The following is a 20,612-nucleotide window of genomic DNA, read 5'->3' as shown; positions in this document are numbered from 1 at the left end:
TGATACCGCTCTGTATTCTCCCCTGCGCTCCAGCATATGCTGGCGCCATGAGCACTCAACCCCCCGCCCGTCAGCCGCTGGAACGGTTCGGACAAATCCTCGGCGCGCCCGACTTCACCTGGTCGCGTGTGGAGGGCATCCGCGCGCGCCGCAGTCCGGTCGCCCGCAAGGCCAAGCGCGTGCTGGACGGGATAGTGGTTGAACGTGTCGTGTTCGAGGCGGATGCGCCCGAGGAAGTGCCGTGCCTGCTATTGTATCCGGCCGGGATCCGGATCGCGGCCCTGCCCCTGGTGCTGGCCCTGCACCAGACCACGGAGCCGGCGGATCTGGGCAAGGCGGAACCGGCCGGTCTGGCGGGAGATCGCGGGCTGGCCTACGCCCTGGAACTGGCGCGCAAGGGCGCGGTCGTCCTGGCGCCGGACTATCCGCTCTTCGGCCAGTACCAGCCCGATATCGACCGGATTTATGAGGAATGGGGCTATGCCAGCGTCTCCCAGAAGGGTCTGGTTAATCACATCCTCGCCCTGGATGCGCTGCAGGAGATCACCGGTCGCTACAATCCGGTGATCGGCGTGATCGGGCATTCCCTGGGCGGCAGCAATGCGCTTTTCCTGGCGGCCCACGATCCGCGCATCGCGGCCTGTGTCTGCAGCGCCGGCTATTCCAGCTTTTCCAGCTATGCCCGGCATCACCCGATGGGGCTGGCCGGCTGGGCCCTGCGCGAGAAATACATGCCGCGCATCGCCGATGAATTCGAGACCCGCGTCAATCGCCTGCCCTCCGATTTCGACGATGTCCTGGCTGCAATCGCGCCCTGTCCGCTCTTCATCTCCGCGCCGACCCGCGACGACACGTTCGAATGCGCCTCGGCCCGCGAACTGGCCGAGGCCGCCACCCCGCTCTGGCCGGGCGGCGACCTCGTCCTGAAAACCCCGGACGCCGGTCACAGCTTCCCCGACGCCGAACGCCGGGCCGCCTACGACTTCCTGCTGGGCCGGTTGATCTAGCTCACCGGGATCACCGCCTCACCGGCCGGCTCGCGCATGTTGTACGAGCTCGACATGACGCGGCCATAGGCGCCGCCATTGGCGATCAGGATGATGTCACCTTCCTGTGTGTCGGGCATGAGACGCTGGGCGCCGAGGCGGTCGGCGGTTTCGCAGATCGGGCCGACAATATCAGCGATATAGGTGGCGTCCTCGTCGAGACGGGTGAGGTTCACGATCTCGTGGCGGGCCCCGTAGAGCGCCGGGCGGATCAGCGAGTTCATGCCGGTATTGATGCCGACGAAACGGGCATCCGGCGTGTGTTTGAGCTGGGTGACCCGGGCCAGGAGGACACCGGATTCCGCGGAGATGTAGCGGCCGGGTTCGATCCAGAACTGGTAGTGCGGATGGGCGGTCTTGAGATCACCCAGCACCGCGTCCAGCGCCGCCATGTCGATGCGGCGGACACCGGAGGCTTCGTCGACGGAGAGACCGCCGCCCAGGTCCAGGATTTCCACATCCGGCATGGAGCGGGCTGTTTCCACCAGGAAGAGGCCGACACGGCGCCAATGGTCCGGATCGGAAATGCCCGAACCGGAATGCACGTGCAGACCATTGATGATCGCCCCGGCCTGGGCGGCGAGCGCCTTGGCCTCGTCCAGCTCGGCGGCGTGGAGGCCGAACTTGGCCTCCGGACCAGCCGTGCGGACATGCTTGTGGTGGCCTTCCGGACGCTGGGGATTGATCCGAAGCGTGATCTTGCGGCCCTTGAAAATCTCCGGCCAGGCCCGCAGCGGGTGCAGCCCGTCCAGCGTGACATGGACACCCATCTCCAGCGCTTGGGCATATTCCGCCTTGGGCGCGAAGTTCGGCGTGAACAGGATGCGGTCGACGGTGAGGTCGGGCACGGCTTCTTGCGCGGCCTTCACCTCATTGATGGAAACGCATTCCACGCCCAGTCCTGCCTCGACGGCGGTGCGGATCATGTCGGGATGGCCATTGGCCTTCATCGCATACCAGCCGCGATCCAGATGCTTCAGACCGGCGACAGCGGCGGCACGCGTGCGCACCGTGTCCAGGTCATAGACATAGGTCGCGCCATCGGCGGGGCAGAGATCGATCAACGCCTGACGCTTCTCGCGCCACCAGGTGCCCGTGCCGGCCGGCTGGGTGCCGGTCAGGTTTTCGCCGATCTCGCGCCAGGACGGACCGAAGGTCTTGTCCATCGGTTTGGGTTGGATCAGCTGGTCGTGCAGGCGGCGGCAGAGCGGCTTGCCCTGATCGCCATCGACCACCACGGTGAGGTTGAGGTCGTTGGCGGCCTGGGAGACGAGACGCACCGGATAATGGGCGAAGGCCTCCATGGCCGGGCCGAGCTGGGCGAGCAGGGCGCGCACGCCCCGGCCGACCATGGACACGGCGGCGCAATTCTCGATCAGGGTGACCCGGGCGATCTTGGCGAGGTCATCTTCCAGCGCCGCAATCACGTCCGGCGTCAGACCCGGATCATCATCAAGCGAGACCGTGACCGAGGTTTCCGAAGTGGAGACCAGGTCGATGGACACGCCATGGCGCGAGAAGGGCTCGAAGGCCTCGGCCAGGAAGCCGGAGGCCCGCCACATTCCGTCCGTTTCCATCGTGATCAGGCGGACACCATTCTTCACCGACACGGCCTTGAGGCGCGGCGTATCTTCCGACGGGGTGGCGGTGATCGTGGTGCCGCTCATCTCCGGGCGATGCGTGCACAGGACCTGCATCTCGATCCCGGCCGCGCGCACCGGCGCAATGGCGCGCGGGTGCAGGACGCCGGCGCCCATGGAGGCCAGTTCCTGGGCTTCCTCATAGGCCAGCGACCGGATCTGGCGGGCCGCGCCCGTCAGGCGCGGATCCGCCGAGAAGAAACCGGGGACATCGGTCCAGATCTCGATCCGTTCGGCGCCCAGTTTCGACGCGAAATAGGCACCGGACGTGTCGGACCCGCCGCGGCCGAGCAGGGCGGTGTCGCCATCCTCCCGCCGGGCGATGAAGCCCTGGGTGATGATGACATCCGGCCCGCCATCCAGCTCTGCCAGCAGATTGCCGTCTTCGGTGTGGACACAGTCGCAGGCCAGATAGCCGCGCGCGCCCGGTGCCGGCAGGGCCGCCAGATGATTGCGGGCATCCAGCCAGCGCGAGGCGACGCCTTCACCGGCCAGCCAGGCCTGACCCAGCGTGGTCGCCATCAGCTCGCCCTGGGCCATGATCCGGGCCTTCAGGCGCGGGCTGGCATCGCCGGTCAGGGACAGGCCGGCGCGCAGGCGCGTCAGTTCGTCGAAATAGGGGGCGAGCAGGGTTTCGCCCTCAACGCCCAGCTCGGCGGCCAGCTCCAGATGGCGCGTCTTGATCGCGTCCAGCTCGGCCTCGCCGTCACCGGCCACGGCGCTGCGCACCAGCGCATCGAGAAGGTCGGAGATTTTCGCGACGGCGGAATGGACGACAAACACGCGTTTGCCTTCCGCCTTCACGTCTGAAATCCGTTTCGAGATCACGCGCCAATCAGCCAGCGACTTAACGCTGGTGCCGCCGAATTTCAGGACGACCCAATTGTGCGTGTTGCTCATATCCTTCTCCATTACACGAGCGCCCGGCCGGGAGGCCGGGGCGCGGCGTGCATACAGGTCATGGTGCACAGCAACAACAGATAAATGCGCAATCCCGGTCTGACACCGGCGGTCAGCGCACGGCTTTTGCCGTCAATCGGCGAAAACGGGTGCCCGCTTTTCCAGATTGGCCATCACGGCCTCGACCTGGTTGGGGCCGCCCATGACCGATTGCTGCAGGTCGGATTCAGCCTGGAGGATCTCGGCCGCATCGCCGTCATCCAGCGTGTTGAGCAGGGTCTTGCAGGCGCGGATGGCCGAGGGGCTGCGCCCGGCAATGGCGTCGGCGATCGCCCTGGCGCGGGCCAGCGGATCCGCGCTGACTTCGGTGACCAGGCCATGGGCCTGCGCTTGCGTGCCGTCGAGCCGTTGGGCGGTATAGGTGAGCAGGCGCAGGACATCATCGCGGACCAGGCGGCGCACGGTGGCGCAGCCGGACATGTCGGGGACGAGGCCCCATTGCGTCTCGGCAATGGCGATCTTGGCGTCGGGGGCCGCAATGCGGATATCGGCGCCCAGCGCGATCTGCAGACCCCCGCCCAGTGCCCCGCCCTGGATGGCGCAGATCACCGGGATTTCCATCTCGTGCCAGACATAGCCGACATATTGCGGCTTGTTGCACAGGCCGTGCGTGCGCGCTTCCAGCGAGTTGGCCGACTCGCCGCCATCCTCCGACATGGCCGCGAAACTGCCGAAATCGAGCCCGGCGCAGAACATGCGGCCGCGGCCGGACAGGATGGCGACGCGGGCCGTTTTCTGGCCGCGCAGCCAGTCCGCGGCCGCGATCAGCGCGTCGAACATGGCCGGATCGAGCGCGTTGAGCTTGTCTTCGCGGACCATCTCGATATGGGCGACAGACCCGTCCAGGCGGGCCTCGACACGGTCATGAAAGTTTTCGATCTGCGTCATGTCTCTGTTCTCTGTCCTATTTACGCTCGCGCCAAATTCAGGCATGAGGTGCGCGATGACAAAACATAAAATTGCTAGAACACCAGAAGAAGCGGTGGAGCAGCTGGATGCGCTCTACCAAGCTTCCGTCGAACGCCTCCAATCCGCTCTGAAGACTTTCCTGGATGGCGGACATCCCCCGAGTGAAGAAGAGCGCCAGTCTGGCGCTTTTGTGTATCCGGAGCTCCGGGTCACCTATCTGCCCGACGGGCCGCCGCCTCCGGTGAGCCGCGCCTTCGGCAAGTTCACCGATACCGGGGTGTATGCCTCCACCATTACCAATCCCCAGCATTTCCGCGATTACCTGATCGAGCAACTCTCCTTGCTGCAGGACCAGTACGAGATCACGATCGAGACCGGGCCGTCCCAGGTGGAGATTCCCTTCTCCTACGTGCTGGACGGGGCGGATGATCTGGACATGAATGCGGCCAGCCCGGCCGAGCTGGTCCGCCACTTCCCCTATGCCGACCTGTCCAAGGTCGATGATGAATTGCCCAACGGGCTGCGACCCTCCGTGCCGGGCGAGGACAAGCCGCTCTCCCTGTTCGAGGCGCCGCGGGTGGACTACTCGCTGCAGCGCCTGCGGCACTATACCGGCACGCCTTATGAAGACGTGCAGCAATTCATCCTGTTCACGAACTATCACCGCTATGTCGATGCCTTCACCGCCTGGGCGATCCGCCAGCTGAAGGAAGACAATCATTATGAAGCCTTCTCCGCCGCGGGGAATGTGACGGTGACGGCGGATACGCCGAACGCCCATGCCGTGGTCGAGGGGGCGCCCTGGCGGCGCTTCCAGATGCCGGCCTACCACCTCAAGGCGCCGGGCGGTCGCGGCATCACCCTGGTCAATATCGGGGTCGGCCCGTCGAACGCGAAGAATATCACCGACCATCTGGCGGTGCTGCGGCCGCAATGCTGGCTGATGATCGGCCATTGTGGCGGTCTGAGACACTCCCAGCGACTGGGCGATTATGTCCTGGCCCACGCCTATCTACGCTATGACTCGGTGCTGGACGAGGATCTGCCCCTGTCCGTACCGGTTCCGCCGATCGCGGAAATCCAGATTGCCCTGGAGGAGGCCGTTGCCAGCGTGTCCGGGGATACGGGCGAGGCCCTGAAGGCGCGGCTGCGGACCGGGACCGTGGCGACCTATGCCGACCGGAACTGGGAGCTGCGCTATGCCCAGCAGGCCCGCCGGATCAACCAGTCCCGCGCCATCGCCGTGGACATGGAATCCGCCACGATCGCCGCCAATGGCCTGCGTCTGCGGGTGCCCTATGGCACGCTGCTCTGCGTCTCGGACAAACCGCTGCATGGCGAGCTGAAACTGCCCGGCGCGGCTAATCTCTTCTACCAGCGTTCGGTGTCCGAACACCTGGCCGCGGGCTTGGAGACGATCGAGATCCTGAAGAAGGATGAGGGCGCCGCCCTGCACTCGCGCAAACTGCGCAGTTTCGACGAGCCGCCCTTCAGATAGGGACCGGGCAACACGTTGAGGGTGACGCCGCGCTTGTCTTCTGCCTATGCTGGCGGAAACAAACGCGGAATTTCCTCATGTCGACCTCGTCCTCTCCCGTGTCCGCCTGGCTCGGCCGTGCCATTGTCGAAGGCGTGCTGATCGTTTTTGCGGTCGTGCTCGGTTTCATCGTCAATGAATGGCGCGAGACCGTGGCCGACCGGCAGGCCGCGACCGATGCCATGATCCGGGTTGCCGCCGAGATCGAGGACAATGTCGCGCAGCTGGAAGCAGTGGTGGCCTACCATGAATCCGTGGTGTCCCTGATCGATGAGCGGCTGGCGGAGATCGAGGCGGCTGACGGTCCCGTTCGCGGCATCGTGTTCGATGAATTCCCCCGTGTCCTGCCGCGGGGGGTGAACGCGCCGGGCTTGTCGGATTTTGCCTGGACGCACGCCCAGCAGCACGGGCAGCTGGATGTGATGCCCTACGAACTCGTGGCGACGACGGCGCGGATCTATGAAATGCAGGCCAGCGGCGTGGAATCCACCTGGCGGCAGATTGTCGAATTGCTGTTCTCCGGCCCGGATGTGATGCGTGAGCAGGAGGTCGCGGCAAGCCTGCGCTTTACCCAGACGGGCTTCTCCGAACTGGCCTCCCAGGAGCGCTTCCTCATCGATCATTTGCGGCGCCAGCTTGTCGTGCTGCAGGAGAACGGGATCGAGCCGCCTGCCGCGCTTCAGGAATAGCGGTCCGTCATTCGAATTTCCGGTCTTGCCGCGGGCCAGCGGATTGCGTACCTCCATGGCATGACACGCATCAGACAACTCGACGGCGTCCACAATTTCAGACACTTCCACGGCTATGACGCAGCCGATGGCGCCAAGGTGCGCGAAGGTCTGTTCCGTTCCGGCCATCAAAGTCGCGCCAGCGAGGCCGACCGGGCCGTGTTCGAGGAATTGGGCATCAAGGTCGTGGCCGATCTGCGCAAGCGGCGCGAACGCGACAATGAACCCTTCGACTGGCCGGACCATGTCCGCGTAATTGCCTCCGAACAGGGCAATTCCGGCGAGCCGCCGCACCTGGCCTTCCTGCGCAAGGGCATCCACACCGAAGAGGCCGTGCGTGATTACATGATGTCGGCCTATCGCCGCATCCCGATGGAAGCGTGCAATCAGGAAGTCTATCGCGAAGCCTACAAAGCGCTGGCCTCCGGCGAGGCGGATTCCGGCTTCCTCGTGCATTGCGCGGCCGGCAAGGACCGGACCGGGATTTTCTGCGCCCTCATTCTCGACGAGCTGGGCGTCGACCATGACGCCATTGTCGAGGACTATCTGCTGACCAACAAGGCGGTGAATTTCGACGAGATCATCCCGCGCATCCAGGAACGCGTCCGCTCGGAGGATGGCCAGCCCATGCCCGCGGCCATGATGCAGGTCTTCCTCGGCGTGGATGGCGATTATCTGGAAGAGGCCTTCCGCACGATGGGCTCGACGGATCAATACGTCACCGAGCAGCTGGGCATTACCGAGGCGGAGCGCCAGGCGCTGCGACAGCGCTGGCTCGCCTGAACCGGCCATGACCCATCCCGTCCTCCGACTGCCCTGGCGTGACCCGCTGGCGGCGTTCGCGCCCTTGTCCGGACAGGCGCATGCCCTGCTTCTGCATGATGGCCGCCAGGGACGGGCGCGGATATTCGCGGCGCCCGACGCCGTGTTCGAGGGCGCGGGCCGGGCGGCCTTCGAGGCGCTGGCGGCTTCGGCTCGCGAGACGGACGGTTTGCATGCCGGCCTGTTCGGCTATGACCTGGCCGCGGCCTTCGAGCGCCTGCCACATCTCGATCCGCGCTGGCCGCCCCAGGTCGTGGGGCGCTATCCGGTCTGGGCTCGTTTCGATCGCGAAACGGATGGTCTGGACGTCTTCGCGCCGGACCGGGCGGCCGCCGAAGCCTTTGTGGACCAGCTGGGCGACGGTCTGGAACCGCCGGACGCCAGGCCCGCCGCGCCGGCCAGTTGGTCACCCCGCTGGTCGTTGGAGACCTATCTGGCGGCCGCGCGCCAGGCCAAGGCCTATATCCGCGCCGGCGATGTCTTCCAGGTCAATCTCTCGCAAGGCTTTGATGCGGATCTGGCCCCGGAGGAGACGCCCTTCGGTGTCTTTTCCCGTTTGTGCGCCCAGTCGCCGGCCCCGCATGCAGCCTATTTCCGCCTGGATGATGATCGCGTGGTGATGACGAATTCGCCGGAACGTTTCGTCGAGGTGGCCGACGGCGTTGTGGAGGCACGTCCGATCAAGGGGACGCGGCCGCGTCATGCCGATCCCGCCCGTGATGCCGATTTGGCCGCGGAATTGACCGCCAGTGCCAAGGATCGCGCGGAAAACCTGATGATCGTCGACCTGATGCGCAATGATTTGTCCCGGGTCTGCGCGGCGGGCAGTGTGAAAGTCCCCCGGCTTTGCGATGTCGAGACCTACACGAATGTGCACCATCTGGTCTCTGTGGTGACCGGCGCGCTGGCACCCGGGCGCGATGTTTATGACGTGCTGGAAGCGGCCTTTCCGCCCGGTTCAATCACCGGCGCCCCCAAGGTTCGCGCCATGGAAATCATTTCCGAGCTCGAAGCCGAGCCCCGGGGGCCCTATTGTGGAGCTCTGGGCTGGATCGACGGGAAGCGGGCCATGGACCTGAATGTGATGATCCGAACGGCATCCCTGCGCCGGCAGGCTGACGGGCATTGGCGGGCCAGCGTCCGGTCGGGCGGCGGGATCGTCGCCGACTCCGAGCCGGAGGCGGAATATGCCGAAACCCTGACCAAGGCCTCGGCGCTGCGCCGGGCGCTGGGAGGCGGGCATGAGTGAGGCCGTGGTCTGGCTGGACGGGGAATGGCTGACGGCCGGCGCGGCCAGCTGGCCGGCCGCCGACCGCGGTGCCCTGCTCGGCGATGGCGTGTTTGAAACCCTGCGCTGGCGCAACCAGGCGGTGGAACGCTTGGAGCGGCATGTCGCGCGGCTGGAGTCTGCCTGTACGGCGCTGGGCCTGTGCTCGCCCCTGACCGGGAATGAGTTGGGCGATCTGGCGGCGGAAATCTGCGAGCGTAACGGATTGGAGGATGCGGCCCTGCGCCTGACGGTCACCGCCGGGATCGGTCCGCGCGGCCTGGATCGCGACCCGAAGGGGCAGCCGGCCGTCTTGTTGACGGCGGCCCGCCGCACGGCGCCGCCCAATTCCATTGCCTTGAAAACCAGTCTGATCCGCCGTTCGCCGACCAGTCTGGCCGCTGCGCACAAGACGCTGGGCTATACTGACAATCTCGCCGCGCGCCGGGAGGCCCGCAATGCCGGGGCCGGCATGGCGCTGCTTCTGGATACCGGCGGCTATTTGTCCGGTGCCGACTGCGCCAATCTGTTCTGGATGCGCTCGGGCACGTTGTTCACGCCCGGTCTGGAATGTGCCGTCCTGCCGGGCACGGCCCGAGCCGCCATTCTTGATGCCATTCCCGTGGAGACCGGGGCCTTCGGCCGCGAGGCCCTGACTGGTGCGGAGTGTGTCTTTGTCACCAATGCCCTGATGGGGGCCATCCCGGTCTCCGCCCTGGACGGCAAAGCCGTTGCCACGGGATCCGGCATTCCGGGTCCGATCGCGGATCTGTTGGATTAGAGGAAAGGTCCGCCTTCCCTAATTCCGCGAGACCACGATGGAACGGCGCGGGCGGAGGTAGAAGACTTCGGAAATGTCGAACCCGTTGACGCCCAGCTGGTCGAACATGGTGTCGTAGCGATAATCCACTTCCACCATGATGATCGACCGGTTCCGGTCGAGCACGCCCTGGGGCACGGCGACGGACCCGCCTTCGGCCAAGGGCGAGGTGTTCAAGGCGTCGCTCCAGGTCACTTCCACGCTCTCATCCGGATTCATGAAGACGCTGGAAATGCGGATCTGCAGCGGTTCGGTCGAGAAGGGCGCCACGATCACGGCACCGGCATTGAGGATGTCATTCATCTCGTCATCGGTGATGATGTCATCCTGGGCGACCAGGTCGGCCAGGGCCGAGGACACGCTGGTGATCTTGCGGTCGATCGACAGGGCGAGACTGACCTCGACCGCGCCAAGATAGAGCAGGATCATGAAGGGCGCGATCAGGGCGAATTCGACGGCGGAGACGCCGGCGGTTTCGCGCCGGAAACGGCGCAGGAGAGAGGTCAGGGCCTTAATCATCGAAGGGCTCGTTCCGGAAAACCGTGGCCGCCGTGATCAGGCGCTGATTGCCTTCCATGTTCGACAGGGCGCCGCCGAAATTCGGCGTCATCAGCGTCCAGCGATAGAAGACGCGGACCAGGACGATGTCGCCGGCATCCCCCGGATCCCAGCCGAAGCCGGACGTGTCCATCTGTCCACCGCCATCGATCGGGCTGGACTGGTCGACATCATTGAAGTCCTCGAACACCTGGACATCGATCTCCAGCCGGTCGCAATCGCCGACCACGCCGATCCGGTCGCAGACTTCCTGGCGGAAACCGGCCTGGGACATGCCGCCGGACTGGGCCTGGCCGGTACGGATCTGCCGGGCCGCTTCCAGCACGGCGTTTTCCAGCACCGTGCCGGTGAAGAACACGGCCGCAATCTCGATCATCGCAAAGAGGAGAAAGAAGAAGGGGGCGGCGATCATGGCGAATTCCACCGCCGTGGCCCCTTTCTGGTCACGTCGAAGCCGGCGCCAGGGTGCCGGCTTGAAGCTGGGCTTGAGACCCGCAAGACGCATGATCATCCCCCTCGGGCGCGACTTATTGCGGCATGCCGCCGGAGTCATCGCCTGCCATGGCCTGGTCGGCAATGGAGAGACGGTTGCGCTGTTGGTCGGTCAGGCCTTCCACGCGGGTCTGCTCATCGCCGACGCGCGGGATGTCCTCGCACACATCGCCGCAGGACAGGGTGGACCGGTCGGGGCCGCGGAAGAGGGCGACCTGATTGTCCACCGGATTGCTGACGACGATGTCGCGCGAATAGATGACACGACCGATGCGATCGAGCGCGATGACATTGGTGCGCCCCTGCAGGCGGCCGGTCAGGATCAGGGTGCGACCGTCATGGACCATGGCGTCGGCGATCGAGGGATTGCCCACCACCACGGCCGAGGCATCACCGGGAAGGCGGATGACCTGGGCGTGCTCGACGGCGATGTCGATATCGCTGGCGGCGGCGGGCGCCATGAAAGCGAGGGCCAAGGTGAACGCGGCAGCTATCCGTTTGATCATGGGGGCACTCCGTCCCGGTCGACTGAACATGTCCCCAGTCTCGCGCGCGCGTCTGAATCTTTTATAAACGGGGGCGCATTTATTTGTTTGGTAATTTGTTTTTCAGTTGGGCAATATCGTTATCCGATTTTTAACTATAGCGCACAAAGTGCAGCGTACAGATTTTGGTAACCACGTATTTTTACTAGACCGAAATTGTTCTCGTGTTTGATGGGCATCGTTCAGGAGGGGTCGGGACGGATCAGCTCCTGATGGATGGGTACCTACACGGGAGTTTAAAAATGAAAATGATTTCTCGCTTCTTCAAAGACGAATCCGGCGCCACCGCTATCGAGTACGGCCTGATTGCCGCCCTCATCGCCGTGGTCATCATCGGTGCCGTGACTGCCCTTGGTACGGGCGTCAGCGACAACTTCAACACGGTTGCCGGCGCGCTCTAAGCGAACCGCACATCGTGTAAAGACGGCGAGGGCCGCTCCCAACGGAGCGGCCTTCTTCGTTTTGGGGGAGCTCTACCCTGCCAACCGGATTTTAAAACCTCTGTGCTTTTCTTCGCGCGCAGGAAGAGGGGACCGGGATGGCCATCGAAATACTGATCGTGATCTTTGTGGGTCTCGTCGCGGCGGCGGCCCTGTCGGATGCGGTGCGCTTCATCATTCCGAACTGGTTGTGCGGCATCATCGCCCTGGCCTTTCCCGTTGCGGCTTTTGCCGCCGGGTTCAGCTGGCCGCTCTTCGGATTCCACATCCTGGCCGGTTTTCTGGGATTGTTGATCGGGTTTGCCCTGTTTGCCCCGGGCTGGATCGGCGGCGGTGATGCCAAAATGTTTGCCGCTGTCGCGGTCTGGATGGGCTGGGATTCCTTATTCCCCTTCCTCTTGCACACCGTGGTGGCCGGCGGTGTGCTGGTCCTGGTGCTGCTCTTGTTGCGTCATGGTGCCCCTTTGATGCGGATTCCAAGCGGTTGGACGTCCGAAACGGCCCTGGAAAAAGGGGCTCCTGTCCCCTACGGAATCGCGATCGCAGCAGGGGTTTTCTGGACCCTTCCGGCGACGCCAATTTTCAGCGCTTTTTAGTCGAATCAGCTAGGCGCTGCAGGCGATTACAAAAAACCGGCCCTTCAAACGCATTGTCTCAATAGCATTAACGCGACTTTGAGGAATTCAACGTCTCCTGTCTGACGTATTCGTGCGTCCGAGAGGTTTGAGCGTCCCATGAACGCTGTCCGTATCGCTATTCTCGCTGCTGCCGCCGTCGCGGCCGTCGCGGTCGCCTTTTTTGTCCGCCAGGCCATGTCCGGCCCGGAAGCCCCACAAGTGGTTCAGGTACAGGAGGAACGTCCGGCGGTCCGTATTCTGGCAGCCCGCAGTGACCTGACCATTGGCGCGCGCATTTCCGCCTCCGACCTTTACTGGCAGGCCTGGCCGGATGAAGCCATTGCGCCGGGCTATATCGTGGAAGGCCGCGGCCAGGGCATTGAGGACTTTGCCGGCTCGGTGGTTCGCGCCCCGATCAGCCAGAGCGAACCGATCACCGGCCGCCGGCTGGTGCAGCCTGGCGATGCCGGCTTCATGGCCGCTGTCCTGACGCCGGGCATGCGCGCTGTCGCCGTGCCGATCTCGGCCGAGACGGGCGCGGGCGGCTTCATTCTGCCCAATGACCGCGTTGATGTGATCGTCTCCTTTGAAGAGGAAAGCGAAAGCCGTCGCGGTGGCCGCAATTTCGTGGCTCGCACGATCGTCGAGAACACCCGAGTCCTCGCGATCGACCAGACTTTCGGAGATGGCGAAGGCGAGGATGTCGTGCTGGGTGAAACCGCCACGCTGGAACTGACCCCCGAACAGGCTCGCGCCGTGTCGCTGGCCGTGGCCCGCGGCGAGGTCTCTCTCGTCCTGCGCAGCCTGACCGACAATGCGACCGGTGGTCCGCAACTGGTCAGCGGCGGCGATCCGGTGCCGCAACCTTCGAGCCTGGAACAGCCGCGTGAAGGCCGCTCCAGCCATGTAACCCTGATCCGCTATGGCCGCGCCCAACAGGTCGCGCTGGCCGGAGACGAGTGAGGACTGACGCGATGATCCGCCCCCTGATCCTTCTCGCCGCCCTGGCGATGTCGGCCCCGGCCCTGGCCCAGGCGCCCGGCAGTGAACGTGGCAACACGATGCAGGTCTATATCCGTGAACCGGGCAATGGCCCGGTCTCGGAAAGCCTCGATTTGCCGCTCGACAAGGCCGCCGTGGTTCACCTGCCGGTGGATGTGGCCGATGTCCTGGTCACCAATCCGGAAGTCGTCGATGCCGTCGTGCGCACGCCGCGCCGCGCCTATCTGATGGGCATGGGGATCGGCCAGACGAATGCCTTCTTCTTTGATGCCGATGGTCAGCTGATCCTCGATCTGGACCTGCGGGTCGAGCGGGATCTGGCACCGCTGCGTGACGCGCTGCAACGCTTTCTGCCGAATGCGCGGGTGAACGCCGAAGCCATGAATGACCATATCGTCCTGTCCGGCTCTGTGCCGAGCGCCTCGGACGCCGATGCTGCCCTGCGTATCGCGGAGCGCTGGGTGGACGAGCCTGACAATATTCTCAACATGGTCACGGTGCAGGCCCGCGAGCAGGTCATGCTCAAGGTCCGGATCGTGGAAATGCAGCGCACGATCGTGCGCCAGCTGGGCGTCAATCTGACGGCCGGCGGCACGTCGGGCGAATTCGGTTTCTCCGTGGCCAGCCAGCCGGACTTCTCCCGCGTCGGCCGTTTCCTGGGCGGCACCAGTGCCGTGATCGACTGGGTGAGCGGCAATTCCGGCGACGGGATCGGCAATGTCCAGTCCCTCCTGCAGGCGATGGAACGCGTGGGCCTGGTCCGCACCCTGGCCGAGCCGAACCTGACCGCGATCACGGGCGAGAGCGCCAACTTCCTGGCCGGCGGTGAATTCCCGGTCCCGGTGGGCCGTGACCGCGATGGCAATATCATCATCGAGTACAAGCCCTTCGGTGTCGGCCTCGGCTTCACGCCGGTGGTCCTGTCGGAAGGCCGCATCAGCCTGCGCATTTCCACTGAAGTGTCCGAGCTGACCAATCAGGGCTCGCTGACCTACCAGTCCAGCGCCGTCACGGATGATGAGGGCAATATCATCGGCCAGGTCCCGGGTCTGACGATCCCGGCCCTGAATGTGAACCGCGCCGAGACGACGGTGGAATTGCCGTCAGGTGGATCCCTGGTCCTGGCGGGCCTGATCCAGGAAGAGACGCGTCAGAATCTCGACGGTGTGCCGGGCGTGCAGAACCTGCCGGTTCTGGGCTCCCTGTTCCGGTCGCGCGATTTCGAAAACCAGGAAACCGAACTGGTCGTGTTGGTCACCCCGTATCTGGTGGACCCGACCAATCCGAACAATCTGTCGACCCCGGCAGACGGTTTCCGCACGGCGAGCGAAGCCTCCAGCCTGTTCTTCAACCGCATCAACCAGGTCTATTCGGTTCCCGGATCGGACACGGGTGATCGCGGCTGGACCGGCCCGGTCGGCTTCCTGTTCGATTGATGGAGTGGGTGATGGTGGCGAATAAAAAGACATACGCAGCCCTGGCGACCCTGGCGCTCGCCGCCTGGCTTCCGGCCTGTACGACGCCGACCGCAGATCTGGGTCAGCACCAGGCCACGGCCGTGGCGGAGACCTTCCGCTCGTCCATGGCGATCGACCCGCGCGACAATGGCCTGACCTGGGCCCAGCAAAGCCAGCTGGCCGCGATTGCCGCGGAATACCAGGCACGGGGCCATGGCCCGCTGGTGATTTCCTACCCGCAGGGCGCGGCCAATGAGGACGCCGCCATCGGCGCGATCTCCGAAGCGCGCACCTTTTTCTACGAACAGGGTATCAATTGGCGCCAGATCGCCGGCGGAGCCTATGACGCCCGCGGCGCGCAGAGCGGGGAGCTGATCTTCTCCTTCACCCGCTATGCTGCCGTGGCGCCGGAATGCGGTTCCAGCTGGGACAATCTGGCGATGGAATACGACAATCAGCGCCATGCCAATTTCGGCTGTGCGATGGCGGCCAATCTGGCGGCCATGGTGGCGGACCCCCGGGACCTGGTCGCGCCGCGCACGATGGGGGATCCGGATACGGGTCGCCGTCAGACCGTCATCGACCTCTACCGGGCCGGTGAATCCACAGCCAGCAATCGCTCCGAACACGAGAGCGGTGCGGTCTCCAACGTGAACAACGATTAAGAAGGGGGCATGCGGAACATGAGCGACGCCAATCGAGCCCTGAAGAATGATGACTTCCTGGATGGTGACGACCCCTTTCTGGAGGCCGCTGACGTAGAGCGTCTCCTGCTGGGTGAAACCGAGGACAGCGATGCCGGCCTGTTCGGTGAGGGCATGGAGGATGAAGACCCCTTCATGGCCGAGGCCGAGACCGAGTTCGAGGCCCCGCAGGCAGCGGAAATGCCCGAACGCCCGGCCATCCGTCCGGAGATGCCGGACTTTGACGCCGTGCGCGAAGAACTGGCTGCCATGCCGTCCGGTGACGCCCTGTATGGCGAGGTCGATGACGATGATTTCCTCGACCAGCCTGTGCCGCGTATCACGATCGGCGCTTTCTGCGAGCGCCCGGAAACCGCGGCCCTGATCGAGAACTCCGCCAATGACCGCCGTCTGGCCAAGGCCCATGTCGATATCGAGATGGGCGGATTGCCGGCTGCGATCGAGCGCTATCACGATGAATCCACGCCGAATCTTCTGGTGATCGAGAGCGGCATGCGCGGCCGTGGCCTGTTCGACCAGCTGGAAGAGCTCGCCGGTGTCTGTGATCCCGATACCAAGGTGGTCATCATCGGGGCGACCAATGATATCGGCCTGTATCGCGAGCTGATGAAGCGCGGCGTGTCCGAATACATCGTGCCGCCCATGACGCCGATCCATCTGATCCGCACGATTTCGGAACTCTTTCTCGATCCGGAACAGCCCTTTGCCGGCAAGTCGATTGCCTTCATCGGTTCCAAGGGCGGCGTCGGTTCCTCGACCGTGGCGCACAATTGCACCTGGGCGCTGACCGAAGGTCTGCAATCGGATGCGGTGCTGATGGATCTCGACCTGTCCTTCGGGACGGCGGGTCTCGATTTCAACCAGGATCCGGCCCAGACGCTGGGTGACGCGCTGAGCGACCCGGATCGTCTCGATGACGCCCTGCTGGATCGTCTCCTGGTTCGCTGCACGGATCGTTTGAGCCTGTTCTCGGCCCCGGCCACGCTGGACAAGGACTGGGATTTCGCGCCGCAGGAATACGAAATGGTCCTCGACAAGGTGCGCCGCCAGGCCCCCTTCGTCACCCTGGACCTGCCGCATGTGTGGTCGCCCTGGGTGCGCCAGACCCTGTTGAGCGCCGATCAGGTCGTTGTCACCGTGACGCCGGACCTGGCCTCGCTGCGCAATGCGAAAAACCTGTTCGACCTGGTCACCAGTGCGCGTCCCAATGACGAGGCGCCCCGCGTGGTGATCAATATGGCCGGCATGCCCAAACGCCCGGAGATCCCGGTGAAGGATTTCGCCGAAGCCCTGGGGGTGCAGCCGGCCCTGGTCCTGCCGTTCGAACCGCAACTGTTTGGCAAAGCAGCGAATAATGGTCAGATGATCACCGAGCTGGATGCCAAGTCGAAAGCGGCGGAAGGCTTCGGTCATCTGGCCGGCCTGGTGACGGGTCGTGTCGCTGCCCCGCCGCGCAAGCGGGGCCTGTTCGGAAATCTGTTCGGAGGCTAGTGCGCCATGTTCGGCAAGCGCGCCGGAGGTCCTACATCACGTCCAGCCCCATCGGCGCCGCCGCCCGCGGCGCCGTCGGCGGATTCGCATGCCGAAACCCGAACCGAACCGCCGGCCCAGTCGGCGGCTCCCGCCCCTGCGCCGGCGCCGAAACCGGCCCCCAAACCTGCGCCGAAACCGGCTCCCAAGCCCCAGGGTTTCCAGTCGGCCAAGCCGGCCCCGAAACCTGCGCCGAAACCGGCGGCCCGGACGGCCGCCCGCGCCGCCGCGGATCCCGGCGGACGGTCCGAAGAATACTATGCGATCAAGACGACGATCTTCAACGCGCTGATCGACACGATCGATCTGGGCCAGCTGGCGCGTCTCGACAATGAGACGGCGGCCGAAGAGATCCGCGACATCGTCACCGAGATCATCTCGATCAAGAATGTCGCCATGTCGATCGCGGAGCAGGAACAACTGCTCCAGGATATCTGCAACGACGTGCTGGGCTTCGGTCCGCTGGAGCCCCTGCTGGCGCGCGATGACATCGCCGACATCATGGTCAACGGCGCCGATGACGTCTTCATCGAAGTGAACGGCAAGGTCGAGAAGACCAATATCCGCTTCCGGGACAATGCCCAGCTGATGAATATCTGTCAGCGGATCGTGAGCCAGGTCGGCCGCCGGGTCGATGAAAGCTCGCCGATCTGTGACGCCCGCCTGATGGACGGTTCGCGTGTCAACGTGATCGCACCGCCGCTGGCGCTGGATGGTCCGACCCTGACCATTCGTAAGTTCAAGAAAGACAAGCTGACGATGCGGAACCTGGTGGAGTTCAACTCCATCTCGCCTGAAGGCGCTAAGGTTCTGGAAATCATCGGCGCCTCGCGCTGTAACGTGCTGATCTCGGGCGGTACGGGTTCCGGTAAGACGACCCTGCTGAACTGCATGACCGGCTTCATCGAGGAAGATGAGCGCGTGGTCACCTGCGAAGACGCCGCCGAACTGCAGCTGCAGCAGCCGCACGTGGTCCGCCTGGAAACGCGTCCGCCGAACCTGGAAGGGTCCGGTCAGGTCACCATGCGCGATCTGGTCAAGAACTGTCTGCGTATGCGTCCGGAACGGATCATCGTGGGTGAGGTGCGTGGCCCGGAGGCGTTCGACCTCCTGCAGGCCATGAACACCGGTCACGACGGCTCGATGGGCACGCTGCACGCCAACTCGCCGCGCGAAGGCCTGTCCCGTATCGAATCCATGATCACGATGGGCGGTTACAACCTGCCGGCCAAGACGATCCGAGAAATGATCGTCGGCTCGATCGATGTCGTGATCCAGGCCGCCCGCTTGCGCGACGGTTCACGGAAGATCACCCACATCACCGAAGTGATCGGCATGGAAGGCGACGTCGTCGTGACCCAGGACCTCTTTCTGTACGAGATCCAGGGCGAGGACGAGCATGGCCGGATTTCCGGTCGCCACGTGTCCACCGGCATCGCCCGTCCGAAGTTCTGGGACCGGGCGCGCTATTTCGGTCTCGAGCGAGAACTCGCGAACGCGCTCGACGCTGCGGAGGCCTGAGAATGAATCCGGACATGATGTTCATGCTGGCCGCCCTCGCGGCCTTCGTCGCCGTCGGCGGCATCGGTTGGGTCGCTGCCGGTGCGGCGGGCGATGCCCAGTCGAAAAAACGCGTCAATCGTGCGGTCGGAAGCGGCCTCCAGCGGGGCAAGCGCCAGACCTCGGCGCTCGACCAGGCCGCCCAACGAAAGCGCCAGGTCCAGGAATCCCTGAAGGATCTGGAACAGCGCCAGCGTGACCAGCGCAAGAAGACCCTGACCATCAAGGCGCGAATCCAGCAGGCCGGCATGTCCTTCACGCCGACGACCTTCTGGATGATTTCCGCGGGCACTGGCGTGGCCGGCACACTGATTGCCTTCATCACGGGCCAGAACCTGGTCGTGACCGGCATGGCGGCCCTGATCTGCACCTTCGGCTTTCCGCGTTGGTGGCTGGGATTCCTGCGCGGTCGCCGCCAGAAGCAATTCACTTCGGAATTCGCCAATGCGCTGGACGTGATCACGCGCGGTGTGAAATCCGGTCTGCCGCTGAATGAATGTCTCAAGATCATCGCGGCGGAAAGTCCGGACCCGGTGCGTGGTGAGTTCCAGCTCTTGGTCGAGGGGATCGCTGTCGGTGTGTCCCTGCCGGACGGTCTGGACCGGATGTGTGAACGCATGCCGCTGCCTGAGCTGAACTTCTTCCGGACCGTTCTGGTCATCCAGCAGAAGACGGGCGGCAATCTGGCCGAGACCCTGTCCAACCTGTCCACCGTGCTGCGCTCGCGCAAGATGATGCGCGAGAAAATCGGCGCGTTGTCGTCGGAAGCGAAGTCCTCGGCCGCGATCATCGGCTCGCTGCCGCCGGGCGTTCTGGGCATCGTCTATGCCACCACGCCGTCCTACATGGGCCAGATGTTCGTCCATCCGACCGGTCAGCTGATGCTGCTGGGCGGGGCGACCTGGATGTTCATCGGCATCATGGTCATGCGCGGCATGATCAATTTCAAGATCTGAGGCAGGCATGTTCGGTATCGGCTTCAACGACATTCGCGATTTCCTGACGAGCCCGGAATCCCTGATCATGCTGGTCAGCGGGATTCTGGTGTTCGCCACGATCGTGACGTTGAGCGCGCCGATGCTGAGCACGGACAAGCTCGACAAGCGCATCAAGTCGGTGAACAACCGCCGCGAGGAATTGCGCCGCAAGAGCCGCGAAGCCATGGAAGAGGCTTCGCGCGGCCGAGGCGGATCCATCCGCGGCGCCGAAGCCAAGGGTGTGATGCGCAAGGTCGTGGACTCGCTCAACCTGCAAAAGGCGTTCGAGGACCCGGCGCTTCAGGAAAAGCTGCAGCAGGCCGGCATGCGCGGCAACCGGCCGGCGGTCGCCTTCTACTTCTTCCGCCTGGCGTCGCCGATCATTCTCTTCCTCGGGGCGTTGTTCTACGTGTTCGTGGTCAATGATTTCGGCCTGCCGCAGATCACGCGGATCTGTTTCTCCTTCGGCCTCGGTCTGCTCGGCTATTACGCGCCGAACCTCTACCTTTCCAATCTGGCCGCCAAGCGCCAGCAATCGATCATGGCGGCCTTCCCGGATGCGCTGGACCTCCTGCTGATCTGTGTGGAATCGGGCATGTCGATCGAGGCGGCCTTCCACAAGGTGTCCACCGAGGTCGGATCGCAATCGATCGAGCTGGCCGAGGAATTGTCGCTGACGACGGCTGAGCTGTCCTACCTGCAGGACCGTCGCACGGCCTATGAGAACCTGGCCAAGCGGACCAACCATCCGGGCGTGAAGGCCGTGTGTACCTCCCTGATCCAGGCGGAGCGTTATGGTACACCCCTGGGGCAGGCCCTGCGTGTCATGGCGAAGGAAAACCGGGACATGCGCCTGGCCGCGGCGGAGAAGAAAGCTGCCTCCCTGCCGGCCAAGCTGACCGTGCCCATGATCGTGTTTTTCCTGCCGGTTCTGTTCGTCGTCATTCTCGGACCGGCAATTATCCGCTTCAATAGTATGTAACAAATCGCGCTGGCGCGTT

General features: G+C 64.4%; 20 protein-coding genes. 15 read left to right on the top strand and 5 right to left on the bottom strand.

Translation table 11 applies throughout. The features are described from left to right. The first annotated feature begins 47 nt into the window (after positions 1-47). Positions 48-1,007, top strand: a complete 960-nt coding sequence (locus tag FCS99_RS16175; protein WP_171036411.1) for an alpha/beta hydrolase family protein — start codon at positions 48-50, stop codon at positions 1,005-1,007. Here the strand turns inward: FCS99_RS16175 and FCS99_RS15525 are convergent. Further along, a complete protein-coding gene (locus FCS99_RS15525; protein ID WP_138514218.1) occupies positions 1,004-3,586 on the bottom strand; it encodes a bifunctional aspartate kinase/diaminopimelate decarboxylase in 2,583 nt (860 codons plus the stop codon). The two genes, FCS99_RS16175 and FCS99_RS15525, sit on opposite strands and share 4 nt — an antisense overlap. Positions 3,587-3,718: 132 nt before the next feature. Beyond that, positions 3,719-4,534: a crotonase/enoyl-CoA hydratase family protein gene (locus FCS99_RS15520; RefSeq protein ID WP_138514216.1), complete on the bottom strand. Its 816-nt coding sequence runs from the start codon at positions 4,532-4,534 to the stop codon at positions 3,719-3,721. A gap of 55 nt (positions 4,535-4,589) precedes the next feature. On the opposite strand from FCS99_RS15520, the gene FCS99_RS15515 reads away from it, so the two are divergent. From FCS99_RS15515 to FCS99_RS15495, 5 genes are all read left to right on the top strand, one after another. Next, the gene (locus tag FCS99_RS15515; RefSeq protein WP_233352871.1) at positions 4,590-6,053 is read left to right on the top strand and encodes an AMP nucleosidase; all 1,464 of its coding nucleotides are present in this window, start codon (positions 4,590-4,592) and stop codon (positions 6,051-6,053) included. Between the two features lie 77 nt (positions 6,054-6,130). Beyond that, complete coding sequence (locus tag FCS99_RS15510) at positions 6,131-6,781, top strand: hypothetical protein (RefSeq protein WP_138514212.1); 651 nt, start codon at positions 6,131-6,133, stop codon at positions 6,779-6,781. Positions 6,782-6,841: 60 nt separating this feature from the next. Next, positions 6,842-7,603, top strand: coding sequence for a tyrosine-protein phosphatase (locus FCS99_RS15505; protein ID WP_138514210.1), 762 nt, complete (start codon positions 6,842-6,844; stop codon positions 7,601-7,603). Positions 7,604-7,610: 7 nt separating this feature from the next. Then, positions 7,611-8,891: an aminodeoxychorismate synthase component I gene (gene pabB, locus FCS99_RS15500; protein ID WP_138514208.1), complete on the top strand. Its 1,281-nt coding sequence runs from the start codon at positions 7,611-7,613 to the stop codon at positions 8,889-8,891. Then, positions 8,884-9,690 (top strand): aminotransferase class IV, encoded by an 807-nt coding sequence (locus FCS99_RS15495; RefSeq protein WP_138514206.1) that lies wholly within the window; start codon positions 8,884-8,886, stop codon positions 9,688-9,690. Before pabB ends, FCS99_RS15495 begins: the two co-directional genes overlap by 8 nt. 18 nt (positions 9,691-9,708) lie before the next feature. Here the strand turns inward: FCS99_RS15495 and FCS99_RS15490 are convergent, their stop codons facing one another. The 3 genes from FCS99_RS15490 to FCS99_RS15480 are packed head-to-tail and all read right to left on the bottom strand — an operon-like array spanning position 9,709 to position 11,285. Beyond that, complete coding sequence (locus tag FCS99_RS15490) at positions 9,709-10,248, bottom strand: TadE/TadG family type IV pilus assembly protein (RefSeq protein ID WP_138514204.1); 540 nt, start codon at positions 10,246-10,248, stop codon at positions 9,709-9,711. Continuing rightward, positions 10,241-10,792, bottom strand: a complete 552-nt coding sequence (locus FCS99_RS15485; RefSeq protein WP_233352870.1) for a TadE/TadG family type IV pilus assembly protein — start codon at positions 10,790-10,792, stop codon at positions 10,241-10,243. The genes FCS99_RS15490 and FCS99_RS15485 overlap by 8 nt, the downstream gene beginning before the upstream one ends. Before the next feature lie 22 nt (positions 10,793-10,814). After that, on the bottom strand, positions 10,815-11,285 hold the full coding sequence (locus FCS99_RS15480; protein WP_171036410.1) for a pilus assembly protein N-terminal domain-containing protein: 471 nt from the start codon (positions 11,283-11,285) through the stop codon (positions 10,815-10,817). Between the two features lie 281 nt (positions 11,286-11,566). On the opposite strand from FCS99_RS15480, the gene FCS99_RS15475 reads away from it, so the two are divergent. The 9 genes from FCS99_RS15475 (at position 11,567) to FCS99_RS15435 (ending at position 20,593) form a co-directional block, all read left to right on the top strand. Then, a complete protein-coding gene (locus FCS99_RS15475) occupies positions 11,567-11,725 on the top strand; it encodes a Flp family type IVb pilin (protein ID WP_011642356.1) in 159 nt (52 codons plus the stop codon). A 137-nt stretch (positions 11,726-11,862) separates the two neighbouring features. Then, entirely contained in the window at positions 11,863-12,360 is a 498-nt protein-coding gene (locus FCS99_RS15470) for an A24 family peptidase (protein ID WP_138514198.1), read from the top strand. Positions 12,361-12,498: 138 nt separating this feature from the next. After that, a complete protein-coding gene (gene cpaB, locus FCS99_RS15465; RefSeq protein WP_138514196.1) occupies positions 12,499-13,344 on the top strand; it encodes a Flp pilus assembly protein CpaB in 846 nt (281 codons plus the stop codon). Between the two features lie 11 nt (positions 13,345-13,355). After that, a complete protein-coding gene (locus FCS99_RS15460) occupies positions 13,356-14,819 on the top strand; it encodes a type II and III secretion system protein family protein (protein ID WP_233352869.1) in 1,464 nt (487 codons plus the stop codon). An 11-nt stretch (positions 14,820-14,830) separates the two neighbouring features. After that, the gene (locus tag FCS99_RS15455) at positions 14,831-15,505 is read left to right on the top strand and encodes a CpaD family pilus assembly protein (protein WP_138514192.1); all 675 of its coding nucleotides are present in this window, start codon (positions 14,831-14,833) and stop codon (positions 15,503-15,505) included. 18 nt (positions 15,506-15,523) lie between these two features. Continuing rightward, a complete protein-coding gene (locus tag FCS99_RS15450; RefSeq protein WP_171036409.1) occupies positions 15,524-17,035 on the top strand; it encodes an AAA family ATPase in 1,512 nt (503 codons plus the stop codon). Positions 17,036-17,041: 6 nt separating this feature from the next. Beyond that, entirely contained in the window at positions 17,042-18,595 is a 1,554-nt protein-coding gene (locus tag FCS99_RS15445; RefSeq protein WP_138514190.1) for a CpaF family protein, read from the top strand. Between the two features lie 2 nt (positions 18,596-18,597). Next, on the top strand, positions 18,598-19,590 hold the full coding sequence (locus tag FCS99_RS15440; RefSeq protein WP_233352868.1) for a type II secretion system F family protein: 993 nt from the start codon (positions 18,598-18,600) through the stop codon (positions 19,588-19,590). Positions 19,591-19,597: 7 nt separating this feature from the next. Next, on the top strand, positions 19,598-20,593 hold the full coding sequence (locus FCS99_RS15435; protein WP_138514188.1) for a type II secretion system F family protein: 996 nt from the start codon (positions 19,598-19,600) through the stop codon (positions 20,591-20,593). Positions 20,594-20,612: the final 19 nt, after the last annotated feature.

Origin of the sequence: Maricaulis alexandrii, assembly GCF_005871165.1 — a bacterium.
Taxonomy (GTDB): domain Bacteria; phylum Pseudomonadota; class Alphaproteobacteria; order Caulobacterales; family Maricaulaceae; genus Maricaulis; species Maricaulis alexandrii.
The sequence above is the reverse complement of the archived record's forward strand: the minus strand, read 5'-3'. Positions and strand labels throughout refer to the sequence as shown.

Coding starts and splice junctions, on each gene's coding strand:
- FCS99_RS15495 (WP_138514206.1), top strand. CDS start 8,884: ATGAGTGAGGCCGTGGTCTGGCTGGACGGGGAATGGCTGACGGCCGGC.
- FCS99_RS15520 (WP_138514216.1), bottom strand. CDS start 4,534: ATGACGCAGATCGAAAACTTTCATGACCGTGTCGAGGCCCGCCTGGAC.
- FCS99_RS15490 (WP_138514204.1), bottom strand. CDS start 10,248: ATGATTAAGGCCCTGACCTCTCTCCTGCGCCGTTTCCGGCGCGAAACC.
- FCS99_RS15515 (WP_233352871.1), top strand. CDS start 4,590: ATGACAAAACATAAAATTGCTAGAACACCAGAAGAAGCGGTGGAGCAG.
- pabB (WP_138514208.1), top strand. CDS start 7,611: ATGACCCATCCCGTCCTCCGACTGCCCTGGCGTGACCCGCTGGCGGCG.
- FCS99_RS15445 (WP_138514190.1), top strand. CDS start 17,042: ATGTTCGGCAAGCGCGCCGGAGGTCCTACATCACGTCCAGCCCCATCG.
- FCS99_RS16175 (WP_171036411.1), top strand. CDS start 48: ATGAGCACTCAACCCCCCGCCCGTCAGCCGCTGGAACGGTTCGGACAA.
- FCS99_RS15455 (WP_138514192.1), top strand. CDS start 14,831: ATGGTGGCGAATAAAAAGACATACGCAGCCCTGGCGACCCTGGCGCTC.
- FCS99_RS15450 (WP_171036409.1), top strand. CDS start 15,524: ATGAGCGACGCCAATCGAGCCCTGAAGAATGATGACTTCCTGGATGGT.
- FCS99_RS15475 (WP_011642356.1), top strand. CDS start 11,567: ATGAAAATGATTTCTCGCTTCTTCAAAGACGAATCCGGCGCCACCGCT.
- FCS99_RS15435 (WP_138514188.1), top strand. CDS start 19,598: ATGTTCGGTATCGGCTTCAACGACATTCGCGATTTCCTGACGAGCCCG.
- FCS99_RS15505 (WP_138514210.1), top strand. CDS start 6,842: ATGACACGCATCAGACAACTCGACGGCGTCCACAATTTCAGACACTTC.
- FCS99_RS15525 (WP_138514218.1), bottom strand. CDS start 3,586: ATGAGCAACACGCACAATTGGGTCGTCCTGAAATTCGGCGGCACCAGC.
- FCS99_RS15440 (WP_233352868.1), top strand. CDS start 18,598: ATGAATCCGGACATGATGTTCATGCTGGCCGCCCTCGCGGCCTTCGTC.
- FCS99_RS15510 (WP_138514212.1), top strand. CDS start 6,131: ATGTCGACCTCGTCCTCTCCCGTGTCCGCCTGGCTCGGCCGTGCCATT.
- cpaB (WP_138514196.1), top strand. CDS start 12,499: ATGAACGCTGTCCGTATCGCTATTCTCGCTGCTGCCGCCGTCGCGGCC.
- FCS99_RS15480 (WP_171036410.1), bottom strand. CDS start 11,285: ATGATCAAACGGATAGCTGCCGCGTTCACCTTGGCCCTCGCTTTCATG.
- FCS99_RS15470 (WP_138514198.1), top strand. CDS start 11,863: ATGGCCATCGAAATACTGATCGTGATCTTTGTGGGTCTCGTCGCGGCG.
- FCS99_RS15460 (WP_233352869.1), top strand. CDS start 13,356: ATGATCCGCCCCCTGATCCTTCTCGCCGCCCTGGCGATGTCGGCCCCG.
- FCS99_RS15485 (WP_233352870.1), bottom strand. CDS start 10,792: ATGCGTCTTGCGGGTCTCAAGCCCAGCTTCAAGCCGGCACCCTGGCGC.